Genomic DNA, 17,905 nt, shown 5'->3' on the forward strand with positions numbered 1-17,905 from the left:
CCAGTCATATCGATAATGATGATTATGTCAAATATGAAATTCGGCAGGGAACATCGCTGAAATCCTGACCTGACGCGACCAGAATCCCGCCTCACCGGTCGCCCGCCGCTCCGATTTCCATCGTGAACGCGGCTGCGGCAGGACCGGCGACAGGCAATGCACCGACGGCCGCCCACCAGACGCCGTGCAAACCCGCCCGCAACAGGACGATCAGGACAACCACATCCCCTGCATCTTGTGCGAGAAATGCGCGCGCTCGGCCGTCTCCATCAGCGACAGGAATTCGTCCTGCATCATATGGATCAGCGCTTCGTGGTCGCCGGCCTCGAAATACACTTCCGGCTGCTGCGCGAGGTGTTCCTCGAGGAACGTCTTCATCCCGTACGCCATGCACACCGGCGGCAACGCGCCGAGGTCGCAATCCTTGAACAGTTCGCGCAGTTTGATTTCCCTGGCGAGCACGAGATGACGACCGGTCTTGACCCAGAGGTCCGACAGGCGCACCGCGTGCGACGTCGGCAGCACGGCGGCGACGTATCCTTCGTCGTCCTCGAGCAGCACGGTTTTCGCGAGGCGATCGCCGGGGATATGCGCGGCGGCGGCCGTCTCCATGCTGGTATGGCTATACGGGTGGTACACGACTTCGTACCGCGATGACTTCTGGCGCAGGCAATCCTGCAGGGTGGCTGATACAGGCATGGCACACCTCGTCTGGACAAATCGGGCGAACGAAGTTCGCTCCGGATTCGTTCAGCATAGGTCGCATTGCGGCTAATGGAAATGCCCTCGCACGACGTCCACACGGACGGCCCGATACCGCCTTCGGCCCCTTTTCCGGTCGACACGGCCGCCCTCGCCGGCATGCGAAATTCGGGCCTGGAATGCACCTCAAACACACCGACAACGCCGCCTTTCCTGAAGACAAAGGGAGCGATAACCGGCGCAGTGTGATGACGCGAACCCATGCGATGACGGGCTCAGGCCAGACCGTTAGTTGCATTTAATGAAAGTGCGTCGGCACCTGAAAATCGTCCTCGTTGGCCGCCCGCGTTCAGCCGGCCCGGCAACGGCGAAACCGTCGCACACCGCGCCCGACAAAGACCGAACCGCGCCCTATACTGAGCCAACCGCCCATCATCCTGTGGCGGCCGATTTCGGGAGAGATCATGCATTACCAGTTGATCTACGAACTCGTCGACGATTACCTGTCCCGGCGTGAACAGTACCGCGCCGAGCACCTCGCACTCGCGCAGGCGGCAACCGAGCGCGGTGAGCTCATGCTTGCCGGCGCATTGCAGGATCCAGCCGACCGGGCCGTTCTCGTCTTCGAGGGCGATTCGCCGGAAGCCGCCGAATCGTTCGCCCGCGCCGATCCATACGTGCAGCACGGCCTCGTCAAATCCTGGTGCGTGCGTCCGTGGCGCGTCGTGGTCGGCAAGCACGCCCCGCACTAGCGGCGCCCCCTGCTACAGCCACCCCGCCCGCTTGAAGCGCCACCACAACGCGAGATCGGCGACGACCATCACCGCGATGCACCCGTAGAAGCCGTACTTGAGGTGCAGTTCGGGCATGTTCGCGAAGTTCATCCCGTAGATGCCGGCGATCATCGTCGGTATCGCGAACAGCGCGGCGAACGAGCCGAGCCGCTTGGTCACCTCGTTCTCCGCGAGCGAAATCATCCCGAGGTTGACCTGGATCGCGGTCACGACCATCTCGCGCCGTCCTTCGATCGTCTTCACGATCCGCTGCAGGTGGTCGTACACGTCGCGGAAGTAATGCTCCATCCCGCTGCAGACCTGCGGAATGCGTCCGCCGGTGAGCTTCGCGAGCGGCTCGATCAGCGGCGCGATGTGCTGGTGCAGCGTCACGAGCCGGCGTTTCAGCGAATAGAGATCCTCGATGATCGCGCGCGACGACGCGGGCGAGGCCTTGGTGAAGATGCGGTCCTCGAGCTCCTCGAGCTCGTTGCCGAGCGTCTCGAGGATCGGGAAATAGCGGTCGACGACCTGGTCCATCAGCGCATAGAAGACGAACGCCGACCCTTCCTGCAGCAGATGCGGTTCGCGCTCGCAGCGCTTGCGCACGTCGCGAAAATCCTGCTCGGTATGGTTACGGATCGACAGCACGTAGTTCGGGCCGACGAACACGTTCAACTCGCCGACCTTGAATTCGCCGTCGTCGTCGAGCTCGACCATATGCAGCACCGCAAACAGCGAATCGCCGTACTCCTCGATCTTCGGCCGCTGATGCCCCTTGCGGGCATCCTCGAGTGCGAGCTCGTGCAGCCCGAATTCCTCGCCCATCAGGTCGATCTCGTCCGGCGTCGGATCCTTCAGCGCGACCCACACGAAACACTCGGGCTTCGACACGTAGTCGCTGATGGCGTCGATATCGATTTCGGCCAGCTTGCGGCCGTCCTGGTATGCAGCACAGTTGATCAGCATGTTGTCCGTCATGTTGCAGTTTTCGCATCAGTTTACCGGTTTGACGCGCGGGCGGCCCCGGCTTGCGCGACACGCCGATATTGGTCATGATCGGACTACGTGCGACGCGGCACGCGCACGGCATCGCTTCGACAGACGCACGGCACGGCCGTGCGGTCCAACCGTCAAGGAGACAGACCCATGTGGTATTTCTCGTGGATACTCGGCATCGGCGTGGCGCTCGGCTTCGGAATCATCAACGCGATGTGGCTCGAAGCGGAAGTCTTCTCGCGCGGGGACAAGCGCACCGACGCATCGCGCGCGGATCCGGGGGGCCGGTATTCGTGACGCACCTGGTTTTCTTCTGCGGTCATGCCGGCACCGGCAAGACCACGCTCGCGAAGCGGCTGATCGGGCCGCTGATGCGCGCGACCGGCGAAGCCTTCTGCCTGCTCGACAAGGACACGCTCTACGGCCGCTACAGTTCGGCTGCGATGGGCGCCCTCACCTCCGATCCGAACGATCGCGACAGCCCGCTCTACCTGAAGCACCTGCGCGATCCCGAATACCAGGGCCTGCTCGACACGGCCCGCGAGAACCTCGCGCTCGGCATTGGCGTGCTCGTGGTCGGCCCGCTGTCGCGCGAAGTGCGTGATCGGCGCATCCTCGACCGCACGTGGCTCGGCATCGGGCCGGACGTCGTGCTGACGGTCGTGTGGGTCCATACCGCGGAAGACGTCGCGCACCAGCGGATCGTCGCGCGCGGCAATCCGAACGACGCGTACAAGCTCGCGCACTGGGACGAATACCGGCAACGCCGCTTCGTGCCGACCGGCCACGAATGCGACGGTATCGTGATGTTCGACAACACCGCGCCGTCCGACGCGGACATCGATGCGCTACTGTACCGCATCGCGCCGCCGGCGCCGCGGGCAACGATCGTTCCGCCGCTGCCCGCCTGAACGGCGCGCACCGCCCTGCTCTTTCCCGCCGCGACGCGTTTCGACGCGCTCAAAAAAACAACGCCGGAAGCGCTGTTGCGCTCCCGGCGTCGCACGGCCCTCGTGCCGGAGACCGTTCGTCAGGCGACTTCGTGCACGCGCTCCATCGTGCCACCTTCGTACAGCTTGCCGAAGCGGTTCGCGAGGAACGCCTTCAGCGACACTTTCTCCTGCGGGATGAAACCGCTCTGCGGCAGCTTCTTTTCGCGGAACAGATCCAGCACCGCGCACATCGCGCCAGCCGTCGTGATCTGGATCGCGCTCATGTGCATCCCGCACACGTCCTTCGCAAAAATCTTGCGCGTAAATACGTCCTGCACGAGCTGGCCGTCCTTCACGCCCGTCACCGTGACGAACACGAGCACGACGTCCTGCTTCGTCGACGGCACCGCGCGGCGCATGATCGACTTCAGCGTATCGCGGTCGCTCGACAGACGCAGGTCCTCGAGCAGGAACTGCACGAGCTCGCGGTGGCCCGGATAGCGCACCGACTTGTAGTCGAGCGTCTCGACCTTGCCCGACAGCGTCTCGCACAACGTGCCCAGGCCGCCCGACGTGTTGAACGCTTCGTATTCCGTGCCGTCGAGCGAGAAATGCTCGAGGCCTTCGAGCGGCTGCACCCACTGCTTGCGGCCGTCGCGGATCGCTTCGCACGGCTGGCAGTATTCGTTGATCAGGCCGTCGACGCTCCACGTCAGGTTGTACTTCAGCGCGTTGGTCGGATACTCGGGCAGCGCGCCGACACGCATCTTCACGTCGCGCACTTCGCTGAAACCGTTCACGAGCTCGTGTGCGGCGATGCCGATGAAGCCCGGCGCGAGCCCGCACTGCGGCATGAACGCGCGGTCCGAACCGTCCGCCAGTTCGCGGATTGCATGGGTCGCGCGCACGTCTTCGGTCAGGTCGAAGTAATGGACGCCGGCAGCCTTGGCTGCCGCGGCGACGTTGACCGCGAGGTAGTACGGCAGCGCGTTGACGAGCGCATCGAAGCCCTTCACGGCTTCACGGATCGCATTGGCATCGGCCGAATCGACACGCTGCGTCGCGATGCCTTCACGCGACAGCTTGGCGAGCGCATCCGCGTCGCGGTCGAACGCGACCACTTCGTAGTCGCCCGTTTCACGCAGCATGTGTGCAATGGTGTGGCCGATCAGACCTGCGCCGACGATGGCGATTTTCATGCGCTTATCTCCTGATGATGAGTGTGGTGTTGGTGTACGGCGTCGAGCCATGAACACAGTTTAGGGACGCTCAAAATCAGTTCCAAGACGAAGAATGATGCGAAACGACCGTTTAACTCGACGATATGACGATGCATTTCGTCACAACGACCAGATCGCCTAAAAATCGCGTATATGACGCGCCGCAAACGGGCCGTGACCGACGCGTCTGGACGGGCACGCAGGAACATGCAAGGCGGAAGATGCGCAAGCGAATGTATCGTTGCGCGCGCCCCGGCCGGCGGTCGACGCAACGACGCTCGCGTGCAGATGCTCGAGCCAACGCCCCGCCCCGCGGCGAGCGCCGGCGGCGGGTATCAGGGGAAGGGAAAGGAGGGAAAAACTGCGCGACGAATCGCATCGCGCCGCGATGTCACACGCGACACCGCACGCGATACGTCATCCGCCGATCGTGCCGCGATCGATCTTGCGCGACAGGATGATCGATGTCGTCGTGCGCTCGACGCCTTCGAGCGTGCCGATCTGGTCGAGCAGATCGTTGAGCCGCTCCGGCGAATCCGCACGCAGCCACGCAACATAGTCGTATTCGCCGCTCACCGCGCACAACAGCTGCACCTCGGGCATCCGGTCGAGCTTGCGCAGCACGTCCTTGCCGAACTTCGGCGTGAGGATGATGCCGACGTACGCATAAATGCTTGCATCGAGCACGTCCTGTCCGAGCCGCACGCTGTATCCGGCGATCACGTTGGTGCGCTCGAGCCGCGCGATGCGCGCGACGACCGTCGTGCGTGCGACGTCGAGCTGTCGCGCGAGATCGGCGACGCTTGCGCGCGCATCCGCTTGCAGCAGCGCGACGAGTTGCCGGTCGAGGTCGTCGAGTTGGTCGAGGCGAGGTGGACGCATGAGGCTGGGCCGGCGTGCAACGCGCCGGCGAAATGGAACGTGACGCGATGATAGCGCCGAACGCCGGTGCGCCCAAACGGCATCGCACGCGGTCAGGGGCTCGCGCGTTCGCATCGCCTGCCTCGTTCGCGTGCGGCGTCCGGCGTGTCGATCGAACGCTGTCGACCCTCGCCCGCCCGCTATGGCCCTTTCAATTGCGATTCGTATCGGATGTAAGCAAGTGTCGCTTTCGCTGTCGCGTTACGCGCAACGTGCTACTAATAACGGGTGACACGCGTTGCGTGCCCGCGGCATGAACCGCCGCGCCCGCTCGCACGACACCACCCCGGAGAGCCAACCATGAAGAAAATCTCGCTCACCCTCGCCACGCTCGCCGTTGCGGCCAGCGCATTCGCGCAAACTCCGCCGCAACCGCAGACGCCCGCCCCGGCGACGGCCGCATCGGCCCCGAGCGCCGAACAGCGCGCGGCGCGCCACGAAGCGCGCGTCGAGCAGCGCATCAAGTACCTGCACGATCAGCTGAAGATCACGTCGGCGCAGGAGCCGCAATGGAAGACGTTCGCCGAAACGATGCGTGAAAACGGCGACACGATGGGCCGCCTCTATCGCACGCGGATGGAAAGCCAGAACGTGTCCGCGGTCGACGACATGAAGCAGTACGCGGAACTCGCGCAGGCGAACGCGGACGGCGCGAAGAAGCTCGCCGATGCATTCGCGCCGCTCTACGAGAGCTTCCCGGCCGATCAAAAGGCTCTCGCCGACACGACGTTCCGCAGCTGGCTGCATCACGGCGGCGAACACCGCGGCAAGGGCAAGGCCGGGGCCAAGGAACGCAAGGCAGGCGCCGCGCCGGCCGCAAGCGCGCCCGCACAACCCTGACGTCCGCCCGCCGGCGCCACGCTGCCCGCCCGGGCCGAACGGCGTCGCGCACCCCGCAGGAACCCGGTGCGTCACACGGCGCGCCGGATTCGGGATAAGCTCCCGGCTTTTCCTGCACTCCCCCCCCCCGCCATGCTCGAACTCAAGCACATCGATCTGCATACCGACCCGCAGGCCCGTCGCGTCGTGAAGGACGAAACCGTCACGGTCGCATTCGCGGCGGCCGACGGCGAACTGATGAGCCTCGAAGGCCCGAATCGCTATGTCGCCGGCGACGCGCTGATCACCGGCTCGACCGGCGACCGCTGGGTCGTGTCGCGCGCACGCTTCGACGCGAAGTACCTGCCCGCCGATCCGGCGCTCGCGCACGGTGCGCCGGGCGCCTACCGGAACCGGCCGGCCGTCGTGCTCGCCCGCCGGATGGACGAGCCGTTCACGATCGCCCGCTCGGAAAATGGCGACACGCTGCACGGCATCGCCGGCGACTGGGTGATGCAGTATGCGCCCGGCGACTACGGCGTCGTCCAGGCGCAGCGTTTCGCGCAGGTCTACCGCGACGCGTAACGCATCGCGCCGGCGCGCGCGTTCACGTCAACGTTCAGGCAAAGTCTTCGTCGAGTTCGAGTTCCGCATCGCGCTCGACGGCCTCGCCGGCCGCGTGCCGCTCCTCGAGCGAGCCCAGCATCGCTTCCGTGTACGCATGCAGCACCGCATGGCTGCGGGCGCGCTGCATCGGCCGGAGCGCCAGATAGCGCGCCAGCGCGGCCGGCACGATGCGGATGTCGAGTGTCATCCGTTTCGGCGTCGAACCGAAACGCATCGCGACCCACTGCACGGACAGGAAACGCCCGCGTTCGTCGTTGCTTTCGGCAAAGCGCGTCTGCTCCGGAAAGAGATCGCAGATCACGCGCGCGAGCGCGTCGAATTCGGCGCTCTGGCATTCGATCAGATAGTCGTCCATTCCGCCTCTCCCGTCAGGCCGCCGCACGCGGCGACCGGCACGTCTTCATCAGCACGGCGACCAGGATCGCGGCCAGCACGAAATACACGGCCTCGAGCGATCCGGCCGGCAGCACGCGCACCTGATACAGCAGCGCCGGCGTGACCGCCAGAGCATGCAGCACCATCGCGAGCGGCAGCACGCCCGCGCGGCCGGCGCGCACGCCGCGCCACACCAGCACCGACAGCCCGAGTTGCACCACGAACGCCGAGCAGCGCTCGAGCAGCAACAGCAGCATCGACTGTGCCGACAAGGTCGCCAGCATCACGTGCAGCCGCACGACGGTATCGCCCGGCAGGTCCGCGAGCTGCGTCTCGAGCTGGCCGCGGCTCGCGAGCCATGCGAGATACGACCACTGGCCCCATACCAGCACGCCGACGAACCAGGCTTCGGCACCGGCATGGCCGATCCCGTAGCCGATGCCGCGCCCGTCGCCGGCCGACGCGCCGTAGCGGCGATTCAGGAATTGGATCCCGAGATAGCGGCCGACTTCCTCGAACACGGCGGTCGCGAGCGCGCTGTACGCGACGAACGCGAGCGGCTGCGTGAGCCAGCCGCCGGCGGGCGTCTGGCTCAGCACGAGGCCATGGAACGCGCGTTCGACGATCATCGCGAACAGCGTGAAGACGGCGACACCGACGATCGTGTCGCGGCGGTCGAGCGAAAGTGGCTTGCGCAGGATACGGAAGAGAACGAACGGCAGTAGCGCGATGATCAGCGTGGCGGCGATCAGCACCGCCAGCGTGACGGGAGCGACAGTCATGTATTTCCTTGTTCGGGGCAGCGCACCTGACGCGCCGCGTGCCCCGAATGATACTCAGCTTGCGGTCGACGCGCGCGCAATCAGCTCGCCCGGCAGCAACGCGACGCGCACGTCGCCGGCCGCGCCGTCGATGCGCTCGTGCACGAATTCGACGGCCTTGTAGCCGATCTCGTAGGTCGGCTGGCGAATCGTCGTGATGCCGATCAGTTCGGCCCACTCCGGATCGTCGATCGACAGCAGCGCGGCCTTTTCCTGCCACGTCGCGCCGAAACGCGCGCGCAGATGACGCGCGATCGCGAGCGCGACCGGCGCGTTGGCGGCGAACAGCGCCGCACGCACGCCGCGCCGCGCCGCGTCGTCGATGCGCGCGTCGACGTCGGCAAGCGCCGCCGCAGCCGCAGCGGGCTCGTTCAGGTCGAGCACGACCGTCGGCGGCACCGGCAGTCCGCGCGCGTCGAGCGCGGCGCGAAACGCGGCCTCGCGCAGGCGCCGCGAGCTGACGTGCTCGAACGGCTGCACGACGAAATGGATCGCATCGAAGCCGCGCGCCACCAGGTGCGCGATCGCCGTCTCGATTGCATCGGTATTGTCGAGCCCGATCAGGTCGGCCTCGAAGCCCTCGACCGTCCGGTCGACGAGCACGGCCGGAATGCCGGCACCGCGCAGCGGGCGCAGCACGTCTTCCTCCGCGCCGAGCGCGTTGACGATCAGCCCTTCGACCCGGTAGGTCGTGAGCAGCTGCAGGAAGCGCCGCTCCATCTCGACCTCATTGGCCGCGTGACAGATGAGCGGCATGTAGCCGAGCGCGTGGCACCCGGCCTCGACGCCCTGCAACACTTCGACGGTATATGGATTGGTCAGGTCGGCCGCGAGCATGCCGAGCAGCCGGTTGCGGCCGCGCTTCAGCCCGCGCGCCATCTGGTTCGGCCGGTAGTTGAGACGCGCGATCGCCGCCTCGATCCGCTGGCGCAGATCGGCGGACAGCACGTGCGTCTCGCCGTTCAGATAGCGCGAAACGCTGGTCTTGCCCGTGCCGGCTTCGCGTGCGACGTCGCTGATCGTCGCCGGACGCTGCGTGGAAGGTTGCGAATCGCTCAAGTCGTGCCTCGCGACGTACGATCCGCGCCGCGTCGTGTGCGGACGGACCTTTGTTGTGGGATACGAAAGCCACCCGGCGGACGCCGCCACTGCCCTGCTTCGCGGTCGATCGAAGCCGGCGCGTTCGCGCCCGCTCCGGTCGCCCGAAACGCACGGCGATCGGCCGCACCGGACCTGGCACGGATGCCCGCCGCCGAACGCCGCCGGCCACGTGGCCGGGTCGTCGATGCGACGAGCGGGCGATCATAACGCAGCCTGCCCTCCCGTACCAAGATCATCGCCTCTAACCCGGCCGGCTGACCGCCTCCCGCTCAGGCGCGCGCGAGCGCGTCGGGATTGACGAGGTTCGTGCGCAGCGTCCCGGCCAGCGCGCCGACCAGGTTTTCAGCAGCGCAGCGCGCCATCGCATGGCGCGTCTCGTGCGTCGCCGAGCCGATATGCGGCAGCGCGACGACATTGTTCATCCGCAACAGCGGCGAATCCGCCGGCAACGGCTCTTTCTCGAACACGTCGAGCCCCGCGCCGCGAATCGTGCCCGCGCGCAGCGCGTCGACCAGCGCGGCCTCGTCGACCACGGGCCCGCGCGATGCGTTGATCAGGATCGCGCCGCGCTTCATCTTCGCGAATTCGGCCGCGCCGATCAGGTGATGCGTCTCCGGCGACAGCGGCACCTGCAGGCACACGAAGTCCGACCGGGCGAGCAATTCGTCGAGCGTCACGCGACGGGCGCCGTACTGCGTTTCGGCTTCGGCATGCGCGGAACGATTCGCGTACAGCACCTGCATCCGGAAACCGAGCGCCGCGCGGCGCGCGACCGCGCCGCCGATCCGCCCGAGCCCGACGATGCCGAGCGTCTTGCCCTGCACGTCGGTGCCATACAGATCGGGGCCGATGCTGCGATGCCAGTGGCCGGCCTTGACCCACTCCGCCAGTTCGACCACACGCCTTGCGGACGCGAGGATCAGCGAAAACACGGTATCGGCGGTCGATTCCGTCAGCACGTCGGGCGTATGCGCGAGCACGATGCCGCGCCGCGTGAGATCCGCGACGTCGAAGTTGTCGTAGCCGACCGAGATCGTCGACCAGGCCTTCAGTCGCGGGGCGCGATCGAGCATCTGCGGCGTGACCTTCAGGCTCGCGCCGATCGCGCCGTCCGCGTCGCCGAGGGCATCGGCGAGCGCGTCGGCGCCGTCGGCCTGCACGACTTCCGCATGCTCGCGCAGATACGCGAGCACGTCATCGGGCAGCGGCTTGTACGCGACGATACGAAGCTTCATCGTTTTCATTTTCCTTGCAGCGGCGTCGCGAGCGGGTGCGCGTCGCGCGCCTGGGGTTTGACGGACAGCGTGAGGACCACCGCGGCCACGAGCGCGGCGCTCATGAACGCATACGATGCGACGGGCGACCCGGTCGCCCCGTTCAGATAGCCGACGAAGTACGAGCCGACGAACGAGCCGAGCGCGCCCATGCTGTTGATCAGCGCCATCGCGCCGCCTGCGACGTTCTTCGGCAGCAGCTCCGGGACGATCGCGAAGAACGGGCCGTACGGCGCGTACATCGCGGCGCCCGCGACGACCAGCAGCGCGTACGAGATCCAGAAATGCGACGAGCCGAGCGCATACGATGCGGCGAACGCAGCCGCGCCGACGAGCAGGAACGGCCACACGAAGCCGCGGCGCGACCCGACCTTGTCGGACGCCCACGACGCGACCAGCATCGCGATCGTCGCCGCGAGGTACGGCAGCGCCGACAGCCAGCCGGTCGCGATCATGCCGAGCTCGGAGCCGTTCTTGACGATCGACGGCAGCCACAGCACGAAGCCGTACACGCCGATGCTCCAGCAGAAGTATTGCGCGCACAGCTTGATCACCGCCGGCGAGCGGAACGCCTCGCCGTAGTTGCGCACGGGCTTGATCGCCGCCTGTTCGGCCGCGAGCGCGGCATCGAGGTCGCTCTTTTCCTGCGCGGTGAGCCACGGCGAATCGGCCGGCTTGTCCTGCACGAGGAACCACCAGCACACGGCCCAGATGATGGCCGGCACGCCTTCGGCGATGAACATGTGGCGCCAGCCGAATTCGTGCACGAGATAGCCCGACACGATCGACATCCACAGCACGGTGACCGGGTTGCCGAGGATCAGGAACGTGTTCGCGCGCGAGCGCTCGTTCCTCGTGAACCAGTTGCTGATGTAGATGAGCATCGCCGGCATCACGGCCGCTTCGACCACGCCGAGCATGAAGCGGATCACCATCAGCGACGGGATGTTGGTGACGACGCCCGTGAGCGCCGCGCAAGCGCCCCACAGCACGAGACTGGCAAACACGAGCTTCTTGACGCTGCGGCGCTCCGCATAGATCGCGCCCGGAATCTGGAAGAAGAAGTAGCCGAGGAAGAACAGCGCGCCGATCAGCGACGACAGGCCCTTGCTGATCCCGAGGTCCTGGTTGATGCCGGCCGCTGCCGCGAACCCGTAGTTCGCGCGGTCGAGGTAAGCGAGGCTGTACGTGATGAAGACGATCGGCATGATCGTCCACCAGCGTCGTGCTGCGAGATTGGCTGCCATCAGAGTGTCTCCTGGGTAGACCGGAGTGGGCGCTCGAGCGCTTGCTCCCGTCCCGTCCTTTCGGGAATCGACCGGCGTCGGCGCATCGGCACCTGCTCCGGCCTCCTGCAAAACCGTGCACGAAGCACGTAATGGGTCCGCGGATTGTGCCGTGTCCGGCCTCTCATTGCGCGGTGATGCTTTCCTCTAAGCGATCGGCGCGATTGCTGACGTTTTCGAGCCGATCGAGCGCCTCGCGGGTCGGCAGGCCTTCCGAATCGCCGATCACCTGGATCGCGAGCGCCCCGATCCGGTTGCCGCGCGCAACCGCCTGCTCGACGGACCGGCCTTCCAGCAGCGCGCTGACCACGCCGACCGCGAAGCCGTCGCCGGCGCCGACCGTGTCGACCACGTTCGCGACGCGCTCGCCCGCGACCGTGCCCTCGCGGCCGTCGGCCGTGCGGAAGTACGCGCCCTCGGCGCCCAGCTTGATCACCACGCCGCGCGCCCCCTGGGCCAGATAGAAGCCCGCGATGTCGGCGGGCGTGTCGTGCCCGGTGAGCTGCTGCCCTTCGGCGAGGCCCGGCAGCACCCAGTCAGCGAGCGTCGCGAGCGCGTTCAGCGTCTTCGCCATCACGTCGGCGGACGGCCACAGCGTCGGGCGAAGGTTCGGATCGAACGAGATCGTCTTGCCCGCCGCGCGCATCTCGCGCGCCAGCTGGAACGCGAGTTCGCACGACGTCGCGGAAATCGCCGGCGCGACGCCCGTCAAGTGCAGGTGACGCGCGCCAAGCACGTAGTCGGCCACGTAGTCGTCGCACGACAGGTGGCTCGCGGCCGAGCCCTTGCGGAAATATTCGACGGTCGGGTCGCTGCCGTCGTCGTTGCGCGACTTCAGCTGAAACCCGGTCGGATAGCGCGGGTCGACGGTCACGCACGACGCGTCGATACCTTCGCGCGCGAGCGTGTCGAGCACGTAACCGCCGAACGAATCGCGGCCCACCCGGCTCATCCAGCCGACCCGGAAGCCGAGCCGCGACAGGCCGATCGCGACGTTCAGGTCCGCGCCCGCGATCCGTTTCGTGAACTGCGACGCGTGCGCGAGGTGGCCGGGCTCGGCGGCGACGAACATCGCCATCGCTTCGCCGTAGGTCACGACATCGAGTGCTGCCTTCATGAGTGAATTCCTCCGTATCCTTCCTGCGTCACGCGGCGGCGAGCCACGCCACGCGCCGGCCGGCATCGCCCGCCAGGTCTGCGGCATCGAACGGGAATTCGATGCCGCGCGGCGCCGCTTGCGGCAGGGCCGCGAGCACGCCCGTGACGAGCGTGTCGCCCGGCGCCGGCGCCACCGCGAAACGGCGCGCGCCCTCGCCCTCGACTGCCTTGCAATGAATGTATTCCACATGCGGCGCGAGCGCGTGCGCGCACGCGAGCGGCGCTTCGCCCGGCCACTGCCAGTTGCCGATGTCGAACGTCATGCCGAGCGCATCGGGCACGCCCGCGTCGGTCAACGCGGCGAACAGCCCGCTGAATTGAGCGAGCGCGCCGCCCACCGGCAGCTGACCGTTCTCGACCACCACGCGGGCACGCGCGCCGCGCGACAGCGCGACGATCCCGGACGCATGGGCGTCGCCTGCGAAACCGCCGAGCTGGAACTTGACGAAGCGCGCGCCGAGTGCATCGGCTTCCGCGAGCGTGTCGCGCAACGCGTCGGCATCGAGCGCGCCGGTTTCCGTGTACAACGTGGCCGGCGTCGAATAGACCGACCATAGCCCATGCGCGGCCAGTGCCGTGCCGAGCTCGGCCAGCGCGCCGGGCGTCGCGTCGTCGTCCGATGCGAACAGCTCGCGCCGCACCTCGAAACCGGTCGCGCCGGATGCGGCCGCGGTCGCGATGAATGCACGGTGGCCCTCCTGACGCACGCGGTCCATCCCGAATGCGCTCGCCACGATCACGATGTCTGCCATTTCTGCCCTTTTTTTACCGGAATGGAACCGGTTCCATTTGCTTGAGACGGATGGTGCGCTTCGCGTCCGGTGCACGCCATAGAGGAAATCCCTAGGCCGGGCCGCCGCGGCGTTCCGGGACCCGCACCGGCGCCCCTATTCGTCGTGCGTGATGCACATGCCGAGGAACTGGGCCGCCACGCGCGACGGCGCGGCGCCGTGCGGCACGAGGATCGAGAAATGGCGCGTGAGCGGCGCCGGGGCCAGCGAGCGCGGCACGAGCGCCGCATCCTCGTGGCGCAGCGACATCGCGGACACGAAACCGACGCCCATCCCCGCGCGCACGGCCTCCTTCACGGCCTCGACACCCGCGATCTCGAACGCGACGCGCATCGGCGCGCCGCCATGCGCGAACGCGCGTTCGACGAGCTGGCGCACGCCGGAACCCTCCTCGCGCAGCACGAGCGGATGCGGGGCGAGCGCGTCGAGCGTGACGCCGGCTTCGTATTCCGGCCCGGCGAGCGGATGTCCGGCCGGCACGACCGCGACGATCTCGTCCTCGTGCCACGCATGCACGGCGGTGCCGGGCGGCAGCGCCTCGCCGGGCGGCCCTTCGATCATCGCGATGTCGAGCGACGCCAGCGCTGCGACCACGTCGGCCGTATTGCCGCTCATCGTGTGGATCGCCACCCGCGGCACCCGCGGCTGGAATGCCGCGATCAGATACGGCAGCAGATAGCTGGCGGGCGTCGTGCTCGCGCCGATCCGCAGCGTGCCTGCGTCGAGCCCGCGCACGGCGTCGCGAAACGCGCGCGCCTGCGCGAACGTGTCGCGCTGCGCCGTCGCGTACTGCGCAAGCTGTTCGCCGACCGGCGTCAGGCGGATGCCGCGGCCCTCGCGCTGGTACAGCGGCTCGCCGAATTCGTCCTGCAGCAGGCGCAGCTGGCCCGACACGGCTGGCTGCGACAGATGCAGCGCCACGGCGGCGCGGCTGATGTTCAGATGTTCGGCGACGGCGGCGAACGTTATCAGTTGATCCGGGGTCATGAGCGTGAATTATCGGATTTCCGGATAGTTTACGTCACAAATCACAATTTTTCATATCGATATAACCAAATTAGGATTAGGCCATCGCAACCTGTTTCATCACGGTGCCCCATGTCCACTGCTCCGACTCCCCATCTCAATCACGCCGCCCCGTCGATGCGCGGCCAGTTGAACGGCGTGCTGTTCGTCGCGCTGTTCGCCGCCGCCGACACCAGTCTGTCGCAGCTTCCTGCAATCGCCGGGCTCGGCCTGTCGCCGCTGATCGTCGGCATCGTCGCAGGCGCGCTGTACGGCAACGCGCTGCGCGACGGGATGCCTGCGAGCTGGGCGGCCGGCGTCAACTTTTCCGCGCGCAAGCTGCTGCGCATCGCGGTCGCGTTCTTCGGCCTGCGCGTGAGCCTGCAGGAAATCGCGCAGGTCGGCCTGCCGGGCCTGACTGTGTCGGTGCTGGTCGTCGTGAGCACACTCGCGATCGGCACCTGGGTCGGCATGAAGGTGATGAAGCTCGATCGCGACGCGGCGCTCTTGACCGCCGCCGGCAGCGCGATCTGCGGTGCGGCCGCCGTGCTCGCGTTCGAGTCGACGCTGCAGTCGAAGCCGCACCAGAGCGCGATGGCCGTGGGCAGCGTGGTGCTGTTCGGCACGCTGTCGATGTTCCTCTACCCGGTCGCGTATCACGCCGGCCTGCTCAATCTCGACCCGACCGGCCTCGGCCTGTTCTTCGGCGGCACGATCCATGAGGTCGCGCAGGTGGTCGGCGCGGCGAGCGACATCAGCCCGCAGGTCGCGCACGTCGCCACGATCGTGAAGATGACCCGCGTGATGCTGCTGGTGCCGGTGCTGCTCACGCTCGGCTGGTGGCTCGCCCGCTCCGCACGCTCGGCCGGTGCGAGCGCCGACGGCGCGCAAGGCAAGCGCAAGGTGGCGGTGCCGTGGTTCGCGCTCGGCTTCCTCGGCTTCGTGATCGTCAATTCGCTGAACGTGCTGCCCGCCGACGTCACGCACACGCTGAACGTGCTCGACACCTTCGCGCTGACGATGGCGATGACCGCGCTCGGCATCGAGACCCGCGTGTCGCAGATCCGCGAGGCCGGCCCGCGGGCCCTGACCACCGGCCTGATCCTGTACGTGTGGCTGATCGCCGGCGGCTACGGGATCACCTGGGCCGTACAGCGCTGGCTTGGCTGAGCCGCGCCTCCACGCCGCGACACGCGCCGCGCCCGACGGGAAGATCCCGCGGGCGCGGCGCAGTGCTATGCTTCGCGTCGTTTTCCTTCGTCCTTTTCACCATCCTCTTTCAGCCGTGCTCTCGTTCCTGCTGAAGCTGCGCACTCGCGCCCAGACGCTGTTCCGCCTGTCGGACGCTCATACGATGCTGATCTGGTCGGCCATCGTCGGCGTCGGCGGTGCCTTCGCCACCATGGCGTTTCGTGAAGGCATCGACTTGATGCAGCGCCTGATCTCCGGGCACAGCGGCAGCTTCGTGCAGATGGCGCGAAGCCTGCCGTGGTACGTGCGGTTCTGGATGCCGGCCGCGGGCGGCTTCCTGGCCGGCTGCGTGCTGCTGCTCGCGACGCGCGGCGTCCGGAAATCCGGCAACACCGACTACATGGAAGCCGTCGCACTCGGCGACGGCGTCGTGCCGGTACGGCAGAGCCTGTGGCGCAGCGTGTCGTCGCTGCTGACGATCGGCAGCGGCGGCTCGATCGGCCGCGAAGGCCCGATGGTCCAGCTCGCGGCGCTCGCCGCATCGCTGGTGGGCCGTTTCGTGCACTTCGACCCGCCGCGCCTGCGCCTGCTCGTCGCGTGCGGCGCGGCAGCCGGCATCACGTCCGCCTACAACGCGCCGATCGCCGGCGCGTTCTTCGTGTCCGAAATCGTGCTCGGCACGATCGCAATGGAGAGCTTCGGGCCGATGGTCGTCGCATCCGTCGTCGCGAACATCGTGATGCGGGAATTCGCCGGCTACCGGCCGCCGTACGAGATGCCGGTATTCCCGGCCGTGACGGGCCCCGAGGTCCTGCTGTTCGTCGTGCTCGGCGCGCTGTGCGGCGTGCTCGCGCCGCAGTTCCTGCACCTGCTCGATGCGTCGAAGACCCAGTTCAAGCGGCTGCCCGTGCCGTCGCCGGTGCGCCTCGCGCTCGGCGGGCTCGTGGTCGGCGTGATCTCGGTGTGGATTCCGGACGTGTGGGGCAACGGCTACAGCGTCGTGAACCAGATCCTGCATTCGCCGTGGACCTGGCAGGCGCTCGTCGCGGTGCTGGTGTTCAAGGTGATCGCGACCGCCGCGACCGCCGGCTCGGGCGCGGTCGGCGGCGTGTTTACGCCGACGCTGTTCGTCGGGGCCGTGTTCGGCTCGCTGTTCGGGCTCGCGATGAACGCGCTGTGGCCCGGCCACACGTCCGCGTATTTCGCGTATGCGATGGTCGGAATGGGCGCGTTCATGGCCGGCGCCACGCAGGCGCCGCTGATGGCCATCCTGATGATCTTCGAGATGACGCTCAGTTACCAGGTCGTGCTGCCGCTGCTGGTGTCGTGCGTGTTCGCGTATTTCGTCGCGCGCGCGACGGGCACGACGTCGATGTACGAGATCACGCTGCGCCACCACCAGGACGCGCAGGAACGGCTGCGGCTGCGCACCACCCAGATGCGCGAGCTGATCCAGCCCGCGCAGACGGTCGTGCCGCTCACCGCGAGCGTCGCCGACATGACGCGCGTGTTTCTCGAGTATCCGGTGAAGTATCTGTACGTGACCGACGACGCCGGGCGCTTCCGCGGCGCGGTCGCGTTGAAGGACATCACGTCCGACCTGCTCGAGAAGCGCGACACGACCGACAAGACGGCAGCGCACTACGCGCATACGCCGTTTCCGCTGCTCACGCCCGACATGCCGCTCGCGACCGCGCTCGAACGCTTCATGGCGTTCCAGGGCGAACGGCTGCCGGTGATCGAAAGCGAGGCCGAGCCGACGCTCGCGGGCGTCGTCTACAAGACGTCGCTGCTCGACGCGTACCGGCGGATGACCGGCGAGCGCTGACGTACACCGTGGGCGGCGCCCGATACGGCGTCGCCGCATCCGCGCTCGCGGAACCGTCCGCGCCGACCGACCGCCGCCCCGT

At 67.4% G+C, this 17,905-nt stretch carries 19 protein-coding genes; 7 read left to right on the forward strand and 12 right to left on the reverse strand.

Annotation, left to right across the window (positions count from 1 at the left end; all coding sequences use genetic code 11):
• Positions 1-210 precede the first annotated feature (210 nt).
• The gene (locus ACV22W_RS29265; RefSeq protein ID WP_059814369.1) at positions 211-699 is read right to left on the reverse strand and encodes an aminoacyl-tRNA deacylase; all 489 of its coding nucleotides are present in this window, start codon (positions 697-699) and stop codon (positions 211-213) included.
• Positions 700-1,166: 467 nt separating this feature from the next.
• Between ACV22W_RS29265 and ACV22W_RS29270 the strand changes: the two genes are divergently transcribed.
• Complete coding sequence (locus ACV22W_RS29270) at positions 1,167-1,454, forward strand: YciI-like protein (RefSeq protein ID WP_448022923.1); 288 nt, start codon at positions 1,167-1,169, stop codon at positions 1,452-1,454.
• A 12-nt stretch (positions 1,455-1,466) separates the two neighbouring features.
• Here the strand turns inward: ACV22W_RS29270 and corA are convergent, their stop codons facing one another.
• Positions 1,467-2,444, reverse strand: coding sequence for a magnesium/cobalt transporter CorA (gene corA / locus ACV22W_RS29275; RefSeq protein ID WP_448022965.1), 978 nt, complete (start codon positions 2,442-2,444; stop codon positions 1,467-1,469).
• Positions 2,445-2,624: 180 nt separating this feature from the next.
• On the opposite strand from corA, the gene cydX reads away from it, so the two are divergent.
• Both cydX and ACV22W_RS29285 read left to right on the forward strand, forming a co-directional pair.
• A complete protein-coding gene (cydX, locus tag ACV22W_RS29280; protein ID WP_448022924.1) occupies positions 2,625-2,771 on the forward strand; it encodes a cytochrome bd-I oxidase subunit CydX in 147 nt (48 codons plus the stop codon).
• Complete coding sequence (locus ACV22W_RS29285) at positions 2,768-3,385, forward strand: AAA family ATPase (RefSeq protein WP_448022925.1); 618 nt, start codon at positions 2,768-2,770, stop codon at positions 3,383-3,385. Before cydX ends, ACV22W_RS29285 begins: the two co-directional genes overlap by 4 nt.
• A gap of 119 nt (positions 3,386-3,504) precedes the next feature.
• On the opposite strand, the gene ACV22W_RS29290 is transcribed toward ACV22W_RS29285, so the two are convergent.
• A complete protein-coding gene (locus tag ACV22W_RS29290; RefSeq protein ID WP_040144221.1) occupies positions 3,505-4,605 on the reverse strand; it encodes a saccharopine dehydrogenase family protein in 1,101 nt (366 codons plus the stop codon).
• A gap of 438 nt (positions 4,606-5,043) precedes the next feature.
• Complete coding sequence (locus tag ACV22W_RS29295) at positions 5,044-5,508, reverse strand: Lrp/AsnC family transcriptional regulator (RefSeq protein ID WP_006481526.1); 465 nt, start codon at positions 5,506-5,508, stop codon at positions 5,044-5,046.
• Between the two features lie 339 nt (positions 5,509-5,847).
• Here ACV22W_RS29295 and ACV22W_RS29300 point away from each other — a divergent pair, with 339 nt between their 5' ends.
• Positions 5,848-6,387, forward strand: a complete 540-nt coding sequence (locus tag ACV22W_RS29300) for a Spy/CpxP family protein refolding chaperone (protein WP_448022926.1) — start codon at positions 5,848-5,850, stop codon at positions 6,385-6,387.
• Positions 6,388-6,519: 132 nt separating this feature from the next.
• Positions 6,520-6,951: a PGDYG domain-containing protein gene (locus tag ACV22W_RS29305; RefSeq protein WP_448022927.1), complete on the forward strand. Its 432-nt coding sequence runs from the start codon at positions 6,520-6,522 to the stop codon at positions 6,949-6,951.
• 34 nt (positions 6,952-6,985) lie between these two features.
• Here ACV22W_RS29305 and ACV22W_RS29310 read toward each other — a convergent pair whose 3' ends face one another.
• The 8 genes from ACV22W_RS29310 to ACV22W_RS29345 form a co-directional block, all read right to left on the reverse strand.
• Entirely contained in the window at positions 6,986-7,348 is a 363-nt protein-coding gene (locus tag ACV22W_RS29310) for a DUF3022 domain-containing protein (RefSeq protein WP_448022928.1), read from the reverse strand.
• A 13-nt stretch (positions 7,349-7,361) separates the two neighbouring features.
• The gene (locus ACV22W_RS29315) at positions 7,362-8,150 is read right to left on the reverse strand and encodes a YhfC family intramembrane metalloprotease (protein WP_448022929.1); all 789 of its coding nucleotides are present in this window, start codon (positions 8,148-8,150) and stop codon (positions 7,362-7,364) included.
• A 54-nt stretch (positions 8,151-8,204) separates the two neighbouring features.
• A complete protein-coding gene (locus ACV22W_RS29320) occupies positions 8,205-9,248 on the reverse strand; it encodes a LacI family DNA-binding transcriptional regulator (protein ID WP_448022930.1) in 1,044 nt (347 codons plus the stop codon).
• Positions 9,249-9,559: 311 nt separating this feature from the next.
• Positions 9,560-10,525, reverse strand: coding sequence for an NAD(P)-dependent oxidoreductase (locus ACV22W_RS29325; RefSeq protein ID WP_448022931.1), 966 nt, complete (start codon positions 10,523-10,525; stop codon positions 9,560-9,562).
• A gap of 5 nt (positions 10,526-10,530) precedes the next feature.
• Entirely contained in the window at positions 10,531-11,811 is a 1,281-nt protein-coding gene (locus ACV22W_RS29330; protein WP_448022932.1) for an MFS transporter, read from the reverse strand.
• A 163-nt stretch (positions 11,812-11,974) separates the two neighbouring features.
• Positions 11,975-12,967 carry a sugar kinase gene (locus ACV22W_RS29335; RefSeq protein WP_448022933.1) on the reverse strand — a complete coding sequence of 331 codons (993 nt, stop codon included), beginning with the start codon at positions 12,965-12,967 and terminating at the stop codon, positions 11,975-11,977.
• A gap of 28 nt (positions 12,968-12,995) precedes the next feature.
• The gene (locus tag ACV22W_RS29340) at positions 12,996-13,760 is read right to left on the reverse strand and encodes a sugar phosphate isomerase/epimerase family protein (protein ID WP_448022934.1); all 765 of its coding nucleotides are present in this window, start codon (positions 13,758-13,760) and stop codon (positions 12,996-12,998) included.
• A gap of 135 nt (positions 13,761-13,895) precedes the next feature.
• Positions 13,896-14,786 carry a LysR family transcriptional regulator gene (locus tag ACV22W_RS29345; RefSeq protein WP_448022935.1) on the reverse strand — a complete coding sequence of 297 codons (891 nt, stop codon included), beginning with the start codon at positions 14,784-14,786 and terminating at the stop codon, positions 13,896-13,898.
• Positions 14,787-14,897: 111 nt separating this feature from the next.
• Between ACV22W_RS29345 and ACV22W_RS29350 the strand changes: the two genes are divergently transcribed.
• Both ACV22W_RS29350 and ACV22W_RS29355 read left to right on the forward strand, forming a co-directional pair.
• On the forward strand, positions 14,898-15,974 hold the full coding sequence (locus tag ACV22W_RS29350) for a YeiH family protein (RefSeq protein ID WP_448022936.1): 1,077 nt from the start codon (positions 14,898-14,900) through the stop codon (positions 15,972-15,974).
• 115 nt (positions 15,975-16,089) lie between these two features.
• Positions 16,090-17,823, forward strand: coding sequence for a ClcB-like voltage-gated chloride channel protein (locus ACV22W_RS29355; protein ID WP_448022937.1), 1,734 nt, complete (start codon positions 16,090-16,092; stop codon positions 17,821-17,823).
• Positions 17,824-17,905: the final 82 nt, after the last annotated feature.

The organism is Burkholderia sp. AW49-1, from assembly GCF_053427845.1.